Raw genomic sequence first — 13,746 nt, 5'->3', positions numbered from 1 at the left:
CGCACGGGCTTTGCCGCTGGAGGCGAAGTGGGTTGAAATAGTCGGACCATGTCGTTCACAACCAAGCGGGTTCCGTGGCTCGTTCTCGGCACGCTGGCGGCGATCGCGTGCTCGAGTGGCTCGGATGGCGGAGGCGCCGGCAGCGGCGGCAACAACGCGACCGGCGGCAGTACGACCGGCGGCAGCTCGAGCGGTGGAAGCTCGAGCGGTGGTAGCTCGGCCTCCGGTGGCTCGAGTGCGACCGGTGGTGGCGGCGGTGCGAGCGGTGGTGCTGCGGGGGCGAGCGGCAGCGCCGGCGCGGCGGCAAGTGGCGGCGGCGGCGGCGTGAACGACGCCGGCCTGCCCGACGTGAGCTTCACCTACGACGCCAGCGAGCCCGACGTGTTCATCCCGGACGCGAGCTGCGCAGCGACCGTCGTGAAGGCCGATTTGATCCCGCTCGACATGTACATCATGACCGACAAGTCGTCGTCGATGATCGGTACCCGCTGGAACGACGTGAAAAAAGCCATCATCGGCTTCTCGAACGACCCTGCCTCGGTTGGCATTGGTGTCGGCATCCAGTACTTTCCGAAGTTGCCCACGCAGTACACGACCACCTGCAGTAACAACAATCAGTGCGGTGGGTACGGTGAATGTTGGCTCAGCTACTGCCGGGCCTGCTCGGTGACCCACTACTCCACCCCCGACGTCCCGATCACCGTGCTGCCCGGCGCGGCCACCGCGATCACCAACTCGATCAACGCCATCACGCCGTTCGGCGGCACCCCCACCGGCCCCGCGCTCCAGGGTGCGGTCACCTACGCCAAGAGCTGGGCGACCTCGAACCCGGGGCACACGACGGTCGTGGTGCTCGCGACGGACGGGGATCCCTACAGCTGCACACCGTCGGACATCCCGTCCATCTCGGCCATCGCCTCGGCGGCCGCCGCCGGGACCCCCAAGGTGCTCACGTTCGTGATCGGTGTTGGCACCTCACTCACCAACCTGAACGCCATCGCGGCGGCCGGGGGCACCAGCAAGGCCTACCTGGTCGATGCCGGGACCAACGTCACTCAGCAGTTCATCCAGGCGCTCAACGACATCCGCAAGAAGACCCTTGGTTGTGAGTATCAGATGCCGAAGACCGACGCCGGCATCATCGATCCCAGCAAGGTCGAGCTGCAGTGGACACCGAGCACTGGCGCGCCCGTCGTGATCCAACACGTCAAGGACGCGGCGGCGTGCGGCAGTGGCGACGGCTGGTACTACGACAACAACACGACCCCCTCCAAGCTGCTCTTGTGTCCGGCTTCGTGCACGAAGGTGCAAGCCGATGCCAAGAGCAAGGTCGACATCTCCCTCGGGTGTCTGGGTAGCTGATGTCGAGCCTGCTGCGACGCGCGCTCGGAGTGCTCTTCGTCGCTGGCGCTGCGGTCGGGCTGTCCCTCGGCTGTGCCGGCAGCACCGAGGACAGCGCGGTTCAGGTGCCCAGCGGCGGCAGCGGCGGTTCGACCGGCGGCAGCGGCGGCTCGACCGGCGGCAGCGGCGGCACTCAGGCGTTCCCGAGCTGCAACGACGGTTCGAAGGGCGAGACCGAGACGGACGTGGACTGCGGCGGCACCTGTCCACCGTGCGCCGACAAGAAGGGCTGCAAATCCATCGATGATTGCCTGTCGCAGATCTGCACCGACGGCGTGTGCGGCGGCTGCTCGACCACCTCGCCTTGCCCGAACGCGCTGGCGTGCGTCGCGGGGATTTGCCAGCCCTGCACCACGAACTCGGACTGCGGCTCGGGGCAAGCATGCAGCTCCGGTAAGTGCGGGGCGTGCGGTGGCGCCGGTGCGTGTGCCGCGGGTCAGGCCTGCGTGAGCGGCAAATGCGGACCCTGCAGCGCGAGCGCTGACTGCGGTGGCGGGCAGGTGTGTGAGGCCGGTGCGTGTAAACCCTGCGCGAGCGCCGGCCAGTGTGCGCCGGGGCAAATCTGCGCTGCTGGCGCCTGCAGTGCGTGCCAGAAGACCACGGATTGTCCGACGGGGCAGGCGTGTGTCGGCGGGGCGTGCGGCAACTGCACCGGCAATTCGGACTGCATTGCTGGACAGGCCTGCGTGGGGGGCGTGTGCGGTCCGTGCACGAACACGAGTCAGTGTGCGACCGGCCTGGCCTGTGTCGGTGGTACGTGTGGCGCGTGCGCGGAGACGAGTGACTGTCCGGCGGGACAAGCGTGCGTCGGCGGCACGTGTGGTGCGTGCACGACGACGAGCCAATGTGGCGGCACCGATGCTTGCGTCAACGGCGCGTGCACGACCTGCAACCAATCCTCTCAGTGTGGCAGCGGGAACGTGTGTGACTTTGGCCGCTGCCTCGCCGGCAAAGAAGTGCAGATGTATCAGTGCCCGCCCCAGCAGAATCTCGGCGGCGGAGCCTGGGGTTTTTACGGCTGCCAGAACCAGGTGGCGAGCACGCCCTCGTGCAGCATCATCGAATATCCGACCTCGAAGAGCTTTCCCTGCACGCCTCTCGGCAAGCTCGCTCTGGTCACAGCGACCGCCGCCGCGGCTCCGGGCACGACGCAAGTGCAGATGTACCAATGTCCACCCCAACAAACCCTCGGCGGTGGTGCGTGGGGTTTCTACGGCTGCCAGAACCAGCTCGCCAGCACCCCGACGTGCAACATCACGGAGTCGCCGACCTCGCAGAACTTCAACTGCACCCCGGTAGGGAAACTCTCACTCTCGACCTCGACCCCGACGGCGCCCCCCGGCGGCAAGGTCGTGCCGATGTACCAGTGTCCGCCGATGCAGAGCATTGGCGGCGGCTCCTGGGGTTTCTATGGCTGCACCGGTCAGCTCGCGAGCACGGCGACCTGCGCCATCATCGAATACCCGACGTCGAAGACCTTCAACTGCACGCCGGCGGGCTCGATGGTGCTCGGGCCTTGAGCTGGATCGTTCACGGCGTGGGGCAGCAGCGGAGCTGTCCCAACCCAGAGGTCGTCGTTGTCACTGAAAAGGTTCGCCTCTTCGAACGGCGGGGGCGAATCGCTAAGCTTCAAGGACGACTTCCGCGGGGACGAGGAGCTTGCTCCGTATCGCGAGAGCCCTCGCTTTCAGGCGCTTCTGAGCTGAGGGCTGCTTCGGTGCCGAGCGTCGGGTCGTCGGTCGGCGGAGCGTCTTTGTTGCGAGCGTCGTCAGGCCGCTACAGGGCGAATGTCTCGAGCGGATGCGTTGATGATTACGGGAAGCTTCCCCTTCCAGGCGTCCCAAGCGTTCGGGCTCCCCACCAGCTCGCACATGAAGTGCGCCACGTTGGCAATATTGGTGCTGGCAGGAGCAAAGAGAGTGCTCACGAGCCCCTCATGCAGCGCGTACTCCGAAACATCGCCTTCTAGGAGCGTGTCGGGACGGACCGCCACCCACTGCACGAACGGATGGTCCGGCCCGATGCTACGCCAGAGAAAGTCCGCAGCTCGCTGGTTGTCTCGTGCCGGAGGGACCAGACCACGAAGCAGCCACATGACCGTCTTTTCGAACATCCCGCGAAGCGTGTCGCGTCCGCCGGGGTGATTGACCGAGACGCTGCTCATGAGGACGAGCTTGATGGGCTCTCGGGGTTGCAGGGCCTCGATCCCGCGGCACAGCCTCATCGTGGACTGCACGACGAGGTCGTGCGGTGGTCCAAAGACGCCCTTGAAGCTGATGACGTGACCGAGGCACGAGATGACGGCGTCGCAACCGCGAAGGTGCAAGCGTACATCCTCGTCGCCGAGTGACAGCAGGTCGGCCTCGACCAGCGCAAGATTGGGGTGTTGCCGGGTGCTAGCACTTAGCTTTTCAGTGGATCGCACGATGGCGCGGACGGTGGCGCCGTTACTCAGAAGCTGCTCCATGACGCGCTGGCCCGTGCGTCCAGTGCCGCCCACTAGAAGAACCGTCTGCCGGGTGGCCATTGCACGCCCTCCCGCTGGCTAGCTCTCCATCGAGATCTCTTCGACTTCGCCATTGGCGTCGAACCGAACGGCGAGCAAGTAGTTTGAGACGCCACCCGGGAGCCCGAAGTCGAGCGTGTCGATTCCCTCTTCACCGTCCTTGCTCCAATGCGACTGCAGGGAGAGGAGATCGAGCACCTGCGCAGGCTCCGGCTTGTCGGTCTCGAGGTGAGCTCGCCAGTAGGACGGTTCGAGCTCGTCCAGATGGTGGGACGCGAACAGCGTGGCACCGTACTCGCCGGTCGCCGTGCCAAGGGAGCGTTTGATGGCTTCGAGTGCGACGTTCTTGCGCCTAGTGAGCTCGATTTCGTCAGCGGGCATCGTTGGGTCCTCCGATACTTCTAGGGAGTCGAGCTGCAGTGAGTTTCTGGAATTTCACTTCACCGCGCCGGTTGGCATCATCCAGCCGCACTGCGCGTTGATGAACGCCGGCGTCGCAGGCGCCACAGTAAGCTTCCCGCGTTCGGCTGCGGGCAGGTCAAAAGACTTCGTAGCCGCGCCCGAGGCTTTGCAACTGCAGGTCATCGGTGCGCTCGCCGGGTTGCCGTCCACTGTCGACAGGCACTCTACTTCCCGAATGACCTGGTCCGAGCACTTGAAAGACAGGGCCGCCCCGCCTTTGCCCGCTGACTCGCCGCTTGCAACGGTCCGCATTGAAGTTTGGCAGGCCGCGCCTTGCTCGCTGCTCTTGTTACAAGAGACAACGTTACCCAGCGAAACGAGCAACAAAATCCACAATGCGATTCGCATCGCGGCGGATCATAGAACCCACTACCGGACGCCAACAAGTCGATCATGGGCCTCGACGCTCGCAGAGGCCCTCGTTCCGCCCGCAACGGAACCCAGACGTCGCATGACGACGATCCGTCAACTTCCGCGAGCCCCATTCTCTCCGCTAGCTTCGCACGATCGGTTTGCTTGGGCTAGCCGCAATGCCGTTCACTTAGCGCTCCGACGGGGCGATTTGCGGTGTTTCTTGGCGTAGTTGCTCATCTTGATCTTCACGGCGCGCGGATAGACGCGGTTGCGGCGCCTTTCGGGCAAGACGAAGCGGAGCACGTTGTCGCGCATGCGCTGGGCTCCGGGGATGGAGCCCCCGCCCCCCCCCCCCCCCCCCCGCCCCGGGGGGGGGGCCCCGGCCCCCGGCCCCCCGCCCCCCCCCCCCCCGGCCCCCCCCCCCCCCCGCCCGGGGCGCCCCCCCCCCCCCCCCCCCCCCCCCCCGGCGGGGCCCCCGGGGCCGCGGGCGGGGCGCGGGGGCCCCCGGGGGCCCCCCCGCCGCCTCGCCCCGGGGGGCCCCCCCCCGCCCCCCGGCCCGGGCCGGCCCCCCCCCCCCCCCCCCCCCGGCCCCCCCCCCCGCCCCCCCCCCCCCGCCCCCCCCCCCCCCCGCCCCCCCCCCCCCACCCCCCCCCCGGCCCCCCCCGCGGCGGCCCCCCGGCCCGGCCGGCGCCGGCGGGCCCCGGGGGGCCCCCCCCCCCCCCCCCCGGCCCCCCCGCCCCCCCCCCCCCCCCGGGCCCCCCCCCCCCCCCCGCCCCCCCCCCCCCCCCCCCGCCCCGCCCCCCGCGGGGCCGCCCCGCCCCCCCCCCCCCCCCCGGGGCCCCCGCCCCCCCGGCGCCCGCCGGCCCCCGCGCGCCCCCCCCCCCCCCGCGCGCCCCCCCCGCCCGCCCCCCCCCCCCCCCCCCCGCCCCCCCCCCCCCCCCCCGCGCCGGCCCCCCGCCCCTTCCCCCGCCCCCCGGCGCCGCCCCTACCCCCCCCCCCCCCCCGCCCCGGGCCCCCCCCCCCCCCGCCGCCCCCCCCCCCCGCCCCCGCCCGCCCCCCCCGCCGGCCGCCCCCCCCCCCCCCTCCCCGGCCGGGGGGCGGGGGCCCCCCCCCCCCCCCCCCCCCCCCCCCCCGCCGGGGGGGGGGGGGGGGGGGCGCGGCCCCCCCCCCCCCCCCCCCCCCCCCCCCCCCCGGGGGGGGGGGGGGGGGAGGCCCCCGGCCCCCCCGGCCCCCCCCCCCCCCCCCCCCCCCCGGGCCCCCCCCCCCCCCCCCCCCCCGGGGGCCGGGGCCCCCCCCCCCCCCCCCCCCCCCCCCCCCCCCCCGGGGACCCCCCCGGGGCCCCGGGGGGGGGGGGGCGCCGGGCCCCCCCCCCGGCCGCCCCCCCCCCCCCCCCCCCCCCCCCCCCCGGGGGGGGGCCCCCCCCCCCCCCCGGGGGGGGGCCGCCCCCCGCCGCCCCCCCCCCCCCCCCCCCCCCCCCCCCCCCCGCCGCCCCCCCCGCCCCCCCCGCCCCCCCCCCCCCCCCCCCCCCCCCCCCCCCCCCCCCCCCCCCCCCCCCCCCCCCCCCGGGGGCCCCCGCGCCCGCCCCCCCGCGGCCCCCCCGGGGGGGAGGGCGGGGGGGGGGGGCCCCCCGGCAACGGCGGCGCGCCCCCGCCGCCCCCCCCCCCCCCCCCCCCCCCCGCCCCCCCCCCCCCGCGGGGGCCCCCCCCCCCCCCCCCCCCCCCCCCCCCCCCCCCCCCCCCCCCCCCCCCCGGCGGCGCGGCCCGGCGGCCCCCCCCCCCCCGCCCCCGCGCCCCGGCCGGCGCCCCCCCCCCCCCCGGCCCCCCCCCCCCCCCCCGGCCCGCCCCCGCCCCGGGCCCCCCCCCCCCCCCCCCCCCCCCCGCCGCGGCGGCCCCCCCCCCCCCCCCCCGCCCCCCCCCCGCCCGGGCCCCCCCCCCCCCCCCGGGCCGCGCCCCCGGGGCCCCGCCGGCCCGGGCGGCCCGGGCGGGGGGCCCCGCCGCCCCCCCCCCCCCCCCCCGGGCCGCCCCCGGCCGGAACCCCCCCCCCCCCCCCCCCCCCCCCCCCGCGCCCCCCCGCCCCGGCCCGGGCCCGGGCCCCCCCCCCCCCCCCCCCGCGGCCCCCCCCCCCCGCGGCCCCCGGCCCGTGGCCTGGAGCGCCTCATCGATCCGCCTCGGGTCGAGGCTTCGCCGGAACGTGTCCAGCGCTGGCGGGCCGGGCTGCTCCGCGAGCTCTTCGAGCGCGAAGCGGAGAAATGACAACGAGACCTCCTCGAGAGATCTCGGCATCCTGCGCGGGCCCGCCGCTCATGGAAAGGGCCCCGAAAAATACAAACGAAAACGATCTATTGCGTGCCTAACCGATCGGCATTGGGGCTAGCCGCCGATGTTGTCATCGGACTTGGCGATGAAATCGTTGTCGATGCCCTCGACGCCGCCGGGCTTGCCGAACAGGGTGTTGATGAACTTCGTGGCCCAGGCCCAGTTCATGAGCTTGAGGCCGTCCTTGCCAAAAGGCGCCTCGAGACTCTGACCAGGTGCGGCGCTGAAGCCGTCCAAGGAGATGGCGAAACTACGAACGACAAGCTTAGGCCGTGGCATACTCCTCGCGTGGGCGCTCCCAGCTACGACGAGACCACGCTCGCGGGGTACTTCCAGCCCGTTCACGCCGAGACTTATGCGGACCGGCGCATCGGGCCACTCCTGCGGCGGTTGCGCGACGAGCAATCGGACCTCGTCCTGGCCGTCAAGGACATCGACCGCTCCCAGATCAGGGACGCTCTGGAGCGTACGCCAGAGGAGCGGCTCCGGGCATGCTTCGAAATGGCGGCGGCGTACGCCGGAATGCGCGTTGTCGCTCGCTGATGATACTCAGGCGCTGCTGGTCGGGCTGGCCAGTGCCGGCGTCGAGTTCATCGTCGTCGGGATGAGCGCGGCTGTGGCGCAGGGCGTTCCCGCGGTGACCTTCGACCTCGACATCGTCCATCGGAGATCCGACGACAACGTCGATCGGCTGCTGGCCTGGCTCTTGGCTCACGAAGCGTTCCATCGCTTCGACCTTGCGAACAGACGGCTGCCGCCCACCCGCGAGGTCTTGCTCGGCGCCGGTCACGTGAACCTGCAGACCAACCACGGGAAGCTCGACGTCCTGTGCGAGTTGGCGCCGGGCGAGGGGTATGACGAGCTCGTAGAGGACACGCTGCTCGTAGAGACGGGCTCGGTGGTGGTGCGCGTGCTTGGGTTGCCACGACTCATCGAGGTCAAAGCTCGCGCGAACCGCGCGAAGGATCGCGCGGTGCTGCCGTTGCTCATCGCGACTCTCGACGAGCAGAAGTCGCGCCAAAGCTGACGGGCCCGAGCGCGCTGCACTCGAGCTGACAGCGCGCACGTGCGCGGCGGCGCAGGCGTCTGCCTGCCTGCCATGGCCGACCTTCCACGCTTCGTGCGGATTGCTGCTCATGCGACGCGCACGTCGTGCTCCATCACCGAGACGTGCGTCGCTCGAGGCACAACGCCGGTCGTGCCCCGCACGTTCGAGGGCCTCGAGGTCCGTGATGCGGACTCCGTCGAGGTACTCGAGCACCAGCAGGTGCTTCGAGGAGACGCCGGCGTACACCTTCGGGACACGCACGTCCGCGGATTCACCGAACGCAGCGTTGCCGTGCCCGTGGCCTGGAGCGCCTCATCGATCCACCTCGGGTCGAGGCCTCGCCGGAGACCTGAAGTGTGGACGCCAACGCTGAACGTGATCAACAGTGGCGACGATGCGATTCTTTCAGGTGCTGCTGCGGACGTCCGATGTGGATGCGGCGCGCGCGTTCTATGCGACGGTGCTGGGGGACTGCGTACTGGATGTGGTGCCGCTGCACGAACAGGCTGTGGCGCGCGGTGCTCGGCCCCACTGGTTGGGCTTTCTTGACGTGGGTGACGTGGATCGTGCCGCAGCTGCGTTCGCGGAGCGCGGTGCGACTGCGTTGGGGCCGACCTGGGTGAACCCTGAAGGGTTGAAGGCTGCGGTCATGCGCGATCCAGGCGGCGCGGTCATCGCCCTCGCGCAACCGGCGGAACGGTCCGCTCAAGACATCGCGTCCGCAAGCACCGGGCCCGACGTGGTCTGGTACATGCTGCACACGGCTGACGTCGTGCGCGCGAAAGCCAACTATGGCGAGTTGTTCGGGTGGGAGTTCGCAGCGGCGGTTGATCTGGGGACCAGCGGAGTCTTCCATCCGTTCGCGTGTGAGCGCGGTGGCATCGCCGTCGGATCGATGACCGACGTCGAGACGCGGACCGACGTTCACCCGCATTGGCAGTTTCAGTTGCGCGTACCTGGGGTCGATCGCGCAATGGATGCTGTGCGTCACAACGGTGGCGTAGTGCTGGGTCCGTTCACAACTGAACGCGGCGACCGCATCGCAGTCTGCGAAGACCCCCAGGGCGCAGCCTTCGCGATCCGCGAGTAACGCCCCACCTCCATGAATTTCCACAGAGCCCTCGTTCCGCCCGCAATGGAACCCAAACGTCGCATGACGAACGATCCGTCAACTTCCGCGAGCCCCATTCTAAGCCGGCGGGTTCGCCCTTGATGAAGGCCGCCAGCGAGAAAACCCGCCGCGATCATCCCCCGCCGCAGGGCGTGCCGCAGCAGTCGGTGATGGCGCCTCGTGCTTTCTCCACCGCCTCCCGTAACAGACGCACGGACTCCGTCACCTGGGCGCGCTTGCCTGCGGGCACCGCCGATAGGATCGCTTCGGTCGCTTGCTCGGTGAGGTCGCGCAGTCGTTCTGCCTCCTTCTTGCCTGCGGGGGTCAGCGTGACCTCGATGCGCCGTCGATCGTTCGGGTCGCGGCGCCGCTCGACCCAGCTGTTGCCCTCCAGCCCATCGACCAGGCGCGTTGCCGCGCTGGGGGTCACGCCCATTCGCTCGGCCACGCTCGCGACGTCGAGATCCCCCTCGAGCAGCGCCTGCAGCGCCACACACTGCGGAACCGTGACGGTTCCGCAGCAGACCGCCTCGCGCTCGAAGACGCCAAACACCCGGCAGATGGCCACCAGCTCCTGGGCAAAAGGGCTCACGGCTTGGTCGCTTCCAGGCTGACGCTGCGCACCGTGTCCGCAATGGCACGCAATCGCTCGCTGCCGATGCCTTGGACCACCGCGCTCAGAGTCGGATCTTCGAGCAATGCGTCGAGCATCGGCGCTGCGGAGCGGCTGTTCGTCGTCACGTTCGAGAAACCCGCGGCGCGCACCGCCTCTTCGTAGTCACTCTCGAGCAGCGCGCCGGAGATGCAGCCGATGTAGGCCTCCGCCATGCTGGCAATGTCCGCCGGGAGCGGCTCGCGCAGGCAGATGTCCGAGACCGCGACCCGGCCGCCGGGCTTCAACACCCGAAACATCTCGCGGAACACCTTGGGTTTGTCCGGGCTGAGGTTGATCACACAGTTCGAGATCACCACGTCGACGCTGCTGTCGACGACCGGCAGCGCTTCGATGATTCCCTCGCGGAACTCCACCGTGCGCGAGATCCCCATCTTCACCGCGTTCGCGCGGGCCCGTTCCAGCATCTCCGGCGTCATGTCGACACCAATCACACGCCCCTCCGGGCCGACCTTGCGCGCCGCGATCAAGGAGTCGATGCCAGCTCCAGAGCCGAGGTCGAGCACGGTCTCCCCAGGTCGGAGCGCGGCGAGCGCCGTGGGATTGCCGCAGCCAAGTCCCAGGTTCGCTTCTTCGGGGATGGCTTCGAGCTCACTGGCCTGGTAACCCAGCCGTTCTGCCGTGCCGCGCGGGTTGGTCTCCGGTGCGCAGCAGCTCGGGCCGCAGCAGGAGCGTTCCTTTGTTGCGACTGCTGCGTAGCCGGCGCGAACGTTGGCGCGGATGCTGTCGTCGTTGTCGGGGCGGGGACTCGGGTCGGATTGAGGCATGGGTTTTTGGCTCCAGTGAAAGGGTGTGGGCTGCAATATATGAGTACTGCAACTATTGTCAAGGGCGCGCCATGGCGGCCACTTCCTCGAGCCGAGCTGATTCTGGGGCGCCGGGAGACCGCCCTCGGCAGGCTCAGTCGCCCGCGTCGGGCGAGCTGGCGTCGCCCGGTCCCGCGTCGCCCGCGTTGCTGCAGATCCCCAAGCTCCCGAGGAACGGGTCGAACGTCAGGCACGTTCCACCAGGACATTCGGCGTTCGTGCAGCAGAACTTCGTGCAGACGCCGGGTGTTCCGTTGCACGAATACTTTCCTGCGCAATAGGGACCGTCGACGGCGTCGCACTTCCCCCCGAGCTGCACCCCGTCAGTCGGCAGACACACGAGCCGCGGCTGAGTGTAGCCGCCCCGATCACACCCGCGGTAGTCGCCGCAGCCGGCGTTGGAGCGGGGATCACACGTGGCTTGCACGACGTCGGAGTTCAGGCAACCAGGAGGCAACACAAAGACCATGGCGTCGCTCTTGGCGTCAGTCCCCGCGTCTTTGGCTGGCGTGAGCGCTGGCCCCAGGTCGAGCGAACAGCCCGCCGCGACTCCCAGAGAGCCGATCCCAGCCATCAGCCAGCGTAAGGCCCGAGCCATGAGCGCATCGTATCAGAAGGCGCCGTGAAGCATGAGCCCGCTCGTTTTTTCGGGGCCCGAGGCGTCCACGTGCGGTGCGACGTACAGGAGCAGGACGCCGCTGCCCACTGCTCCGACCGCGGCAACCCCCCAACAGATATTCGTAACGTGCATGTTGCGCACGGCGCGATCGCGGGCGCCTTGGTCGGTCTGCCCCGAGCTCTTGAATTCATCCCGGGCGCTCAGCGCGTTCAAGCCGAAAATCACCGCGCCGCCGGTCGCTAGGCCTGCGACGCCGAGCGAGACCCAGCCTGCCGTTCGCCACGGACCGGCTTTGGAGCGTTTCGGTGGAGGGGTGGGCTTGGGTGGGGGCGGTGGCGGCTTCGGCGTTTCGATGCGCTCCGTCAGCGTCTCTCCCGGGGCGGCATCGACCAACCGGGTGAGACGTTGGCCGTCCTTCAGGGTGACGATCAGGGCGTGAGAGCCCGGGTCGACGTAGAGCGTGACCCGCTCGCCCTCGAGCGACAGCACATCCGCGCGCGCCGTGGAGCCGGGGGGCATCGTGAGCTCGATCTTCGCCAGGTGTCTCTCGAGTGCCGCCAAGCTCGCGCGAGCCTTGCTTTCACCCTTGCCGGTAATTCCTTCTTCGAGCGCACGCGCGTAAGCGGTCGCAGCAACCGCGCGCCTGCCGGCGCCTTCCCACGCGAGCCCAGCATTGAAGAGCGCGTCGCCGTGAGGATGAATTCGGTAGGCGTCGTGGAAGGCGTCGGCAGCCTCGACGAATTTCTTGCGCTTGAACAGCAGTAGCCCTTCGTCGAAGCGTTTCGCTGCTGCGCTTGCGTCGGAGCCTTCGGCGCGCGCTGGCAGCGTCGCGAAGAGCACGGTGGCAAGCAGCAAATAGAGCCAGAGCCGAGTGATCATTTGCCCTTCTTGTAGGGGTTGCCCAGCGGCACCTTGTCATCCGAATACACCGGGGCGACAACACGCTTGGGTGCGGCATCGCCCGCGGGAGCAGCATCGGCGCCCGCGTCATGAACGGCGCCGACGGGATCGGGTTCCGGCGCTGAGGTCGGGGACGGTGTTGGGGTCGGCGGTGGCAGGTTCAACTGCGAGGTAGCGGCGGTCGTCGCTGGCTTGGAGCCCTCGTCCGTCGATGACCCCAGGAACGCCACGAGTCCGAAGGCTGCCACGACGGAGCCCCCGGCCACCGCGCCGACCACCCAGGGGCGGGGGGAGCTCCGAGCGACCGGCGGCAGATCGATCGCCGAGGTGCCACCCGTGCCAGGCTGGTTGTTCGCAGCTGGGGCGAGCGCCGTATCGAACGGCGGCGACGAACGGACGGTGGGCGTGTGCGGCGGCAGGAGCCCGCCGCGTGGGTCGCTCGCTGGGATGGGGTTCGACGGGTTCGAGCGGGCCTCGAGCCCCGCCGCCGCGTCCCGCATGCGCGCTGCACGTTTCTCGATCAGCGGCGCGAGGATCGGCTCGAAGAACCGGCGAACCTCCCGATGGTCCGCCTTCAGCTGGTGCTTCTCGGCGGCCTCTGCCAGCGCGTCTGCGAACTCCTCGGCGCTGGCGAAGCGCTTCGCCGGGTCGGGCTCGAGGGCTCGAGCCAGACTCGCGTCTATTTCGTCTGGCACGTCCTTGCGCAGGTGTTTGACGCGCATCGGTCGCTCGCGCACGATCTTGAACAGGATCGCAGCGTCGTTCGGTCCGTCGTAGAGGCGCTGCCCGGTCAGGAGCTCCCAGGCTACGACGCCCGCTGCCCACACGTCAGAGCGCCGGTCGACCTCGGCCCCTTGAGCTTGTTCGGGCGACATGTAGGCCGCCTTGCCTTTCACCAGGCCGGTGCTGGTGCTTCCGAGGCGGCTTGCGGCTTTCGCGATGCCGAAGTCGGCCAAGCGTGACACGCCGTCCGTGGCCAACAAGATGTTGTGCGGTGTGACGTCGCGGTGAACGAGGCCGAGCAAGTTGCCTTCGGCGTCCGCTAGCTGGTGGGCGGCGTGCAAGCCGGCGAGGGTGTCGTCGATGATGCGCAGGGCAATGCCGATCGGCACGACAAGGTCTTGTTTGCGCATGGCTCGGAGCACGGTCGATAACGAATCGCCGTCGACGTAGTCCATGACGATGAACACCCCCGCCGAGTCGACTCCGACATCCAAGATCGACACCACGTTCTGGTGGCGAATGCGCCCGGCTAGGCGTGCCTCGTCGATCAGCGCGGTGACGAAGTCCGGCTCGTCTCGGAGATGCGAATGGGTGATCTTGATCGCGACTTCACGCTCGAAGCCGGCGAGGCCGGTCACGCGCGCCAAGTACACCGTCGCCATGCCGCCGCTGGCAATCGCCCCGAGCACTTGGTAACGACCGAGCGACGCGGGCAGCGGGTGGGTCGCTCCGCTCGGCACGGATCCGGACACGGGCTCAGCGTATAGCAAGCTGACCCCCTGAGGACTGACAGGCCGCCGGGAGGCCAGACATTCGCTGTGAATCCTG

At 70.5% G+C, this 13,746-nt stretch carries 14 protein-coding genes; 5 read left to right on the top strand and 9 right to left on the bottom strand.

Going from position 1 to position 13,746, the window contains the following annotated elements:
- Positions 1 to 48 precede the first annotated feature (48 nt).
- Positions 49 to 1,362 (top strand): VWA domain-containing protein, encoded by a 1,314-nt coding sequence (locus tag IPI67_24970; GenBank protein MBK7583430.1) that lies wholly within the window; start codon positions 49 to 51, stop codon positions 1,360 to 1,362.
- On the top strand, positions 1,362 to 2,921 hold the full coding sequence (locus IPI67_24965; protein MBK7583429.1) for a hypothetical protein: 1,560 nt from the start codon (positions 1,362 to 1,364) through the stop codon (positions 2,919 to 2,921). Before IPI67_24970 ends, IPI67_24965 begins: the two co-directional genes overlap by 1 nt.
- 248 nt (positions 2,922 to 3,169) lie before the next feature.
- Here IPI67_24965 and IPI67_24960 read toward each other — a convergent pair whose 3' ends face one another.
- The 4 genes from IPI67_24960 to IPI67_24945 all read right to left on the bottom strand — a co-directional run bounded on the left by IPI67_24960 (position 3,170) and on the right by IPI67_24945 (position 7,317).
- On the bottom strand, positions 3,170 to 3,928 hold the full coding sequence (locus tag IPI67_24960) for an SDR family oxidoreductase (GenBank protein ID MBK7583428.1): 759 nt from the start codon (positions 3,926 to 3,928) through the stop codon (positions 3,170 to 3,172).
- Between the two features lie 18 nt (positions 3,929 to 3,946).
- A complete protein-coding gene (locus tag IPI67_24955) occupies positions 3,947 to 4,288 on the bottom strand; it encodes a DUF2004 domain-containing protein (GenBank protein ID MBK7583427.1) in 342 nt (113 codons plus the stop codon).
- Positions 4,289 to 4,342: 54 nt separating this feature from the next.
- Positions 4,343 to 4,717: a hypothetical protein gene (locus IPI67_24950; protein ID MBK7583426.1), complete on the bottom strand. Its 375-nt coding sequence runs from the start codon at positions 4,715 to 4,717 to the stop codon at positions 4,343 to 4,345.
- 2,375 nt (positions 4,718 to 7,092) lie between these two features.
- On the bottom strand, positions 7,093 to 7,317 hold the full coding sequence (locus IPI67_24945) for a DNA-binding protein (GenBank protein MBK7583425.1): 225 nt from the start codon (positions 7,315 to 7,317) through the stop codon (positions 7,093 to 7,095).
- 9 nt (positions 7,318 to 7,326) lie between these two features.
- On the opposite strand from IPI67_24945, the gene IPI67_24940 reads away from it, so the two are divergent.
- The 3 genes from IPI67_24940 (at position 7,327) to IPI67_24930 (ending at position 9,176) form a co-directional block, all read left to right on the top strand.
- Positions 7,327 to 7,581 (top strand): hypothetical protein, encoded by a 255-nt coding sequence (locus IPI67_24940; protein MBK7583424.1) that lies wholly within the window; start codon positions 7,327 to 7,329, stop codon positions 7,579 to 7,581.
- Positions 7,568 to 8,065 carry a hypothetical protein gene (locus tag IPI67_24935; protein MBK7583423.1) on the top strand — a complete coding sequence of 166 codons (498 nt, stop codon included), beginning with the start codon at positions 7,568 to 7,570 and terminating at the stop codon, positions 8,063 to 8,065. The genes IPI67_24940 and IPI67_24935 overlap by 14 nt, the downstream gene beginning before the upstream one ends.
- A 415-nt stretch (positions 8,066 to 8,480) precedes the next feature.
- A complete protein-coding gene (locus tag IPI67_24930; protein ID MBK7583422.1) occupies positions 8,481 to 9,176 on the top strand; it encodes a hypothetical protein in 696 nt (231 codons plus the stop codon).
- A 154-nt stretch (positions 9,177 to 9,330) separates the two neighbouring features.
- Here IPI67_24930 and IPI67_24925 read toward each other — a convergent pair whose 3' ends face one another.
- The 5 genes from IPI67_24925 to IPI67_24905 all read right to left on the bottom strand — a co-directional run bounded on the left by IPI67_24925 (position 9,331) and on the right by IPI67_24905 (position 13,670).
- Positions 9,331 to 9,789, bottom strand: a complete 459-nt coding sequence (locus IPI67_24925; protein MBK7583421.1) for a winged helix-turn-helix transcriptional regulator — start codon at positions 9,787 to 9,789, stop codon at positions 9,331 to 9,333.
- Positions 9,786 to 10,637 (bottom strand): arsenite methyltransferase, encoded by an 852-nt coding sequence (gene arsM / locus IPI67_24920; protein MBK7583420.1) that lies wholly within the window; start codon positions 10,635 to 10,637, stop codon positions 9,786 to 9,788. The genes IPI67_24925 and arsM overlap by 4 nt, the downstream gene beginning before the upstream one ends.
- Positions 10,638 to 10,770: 133 nt before the next feature.
- A complete protein-coding gene (locus tag IPI67_24915; GenBank protein MBK7583419.1) occupies positions 10,771 to 11,274 on the bottom strand; it encodes a hypothetical protein in 504 nt (167 codons plus the stop codon).
- A gap of 12 nt (positions 11,275 to 11,286) precedes the next feature.
- Positions 11,287 to 12,174: a hypothetical protein gene (locus IPI67_24910; protein ID MBK7583418.1), complete on the bottom strand. Its 888-nt coding sequence runs from the start codon at positions 12,172 to 12,174 to the stop codon at positions 11,287 to 11,289.
- Positions 12,171 to 13,670, bottom strand: coding sequence for a serine/threonine protein kinase (locus IPI67_24905; GenBank protein ID MBK7583417.1), 1,500 nt, complete (start codon positions 13,668 to 13,670; stop codon positions 12,171 to 12,173). The genes IPI67_24910 and IPI67_24905 overlap by 4 nt, the downstream gene beginning before the upstream one ends.
- Between the last annotated feature and the right edge of the window lie 76 nt (positions 13,671 to 13,746).

This window comes from Myxococcales bacterium (genome assembly GCA_016706225.1).
Classification (GTDB): domain Bacteria; phylum Myxococcota_A; class Polyangia; order Polyangiales; family Polyangiaceae; genus JADJKB01.
Note: the sequence above shows the minus strand (reverse complement) of the source record. Positions and strands in the feature narration are given on the sequence as shown.

Excerpts from the sequence above, each read along its gene's own strand:
- IPI67_24965 (MBK7583429.1), top strand. The coding sequence starts at position 1,362 with ATGTCGAGCCTGCTGCGACGCGCGCTCGGAGTGCTCTTCGTCGCTGGC.
- IPI67_24945 (MBK7583425.1), bottom strand. The coding sequence starts at position 7,317 with ATGCCACGGCCTAAGCTTGTCGTTCGTAGTTTCGCCATCTCCTTGGAC.
- arsM (MBK7583420.1), bottom strand. The coding sequence starts at position 10,637 with ATGCCTCAATCCGACCCGAGTCCCCGCCCCGACAACGACGACAGCATC.
- IPI67_24960 (MBK7583428.1), bottom strand. The coding sequence starts at position 3,928 with ATGGCCACCCGGCAGACGGTTCTTCTAGTGGGCGGCACTGGACGCACG.
- IPI67_24955 (MBK7583427.1), bottom strand. The coding sequence starts at position 4,288 with ATGCCCGCTGACGAAATCGAGCTCACTAGGCGCAAGAACGTCGCACTC.
- IPI67_24915 (MBK7583419.1), bottom strand. The coding sequence starts at position 11,274 with ATGGCTCGGGCCTTACGCTGGCTGATGGCTGGGATCGGCTCTCTGGGA.
- IPI67_24970 (MBK7583430.1), top strand. The coding sequence starts at position 49 with ATGTCGTTCACAACCAAGCGGGTTCCGTGGCTCGTTCTCGGCACGCTG.
- IPI67_24950 (MBK7583426.1), bottom strand. The coding sequence starts at position 4,717 with ATGCGAATCGCATTGTGGATTTTGTTGCTCGTTTCGCTGGGTAACGTT.
- IPI67_24910 (MBK7583418.1), bottom strand. The coding sequence starts at position 12,174 with ATGATCACTCGGCTCTGGCTCTATTTGCTGCTTGCCACCGTGCTCTTC.
- IPI67_24930 (MBK7583422.1), top strand. The coding sequence starts at position 8,481 with ATGCGATTCTTTCAGGTGCTGCTGCGGACGTCCGATGTGGATGCGGCG.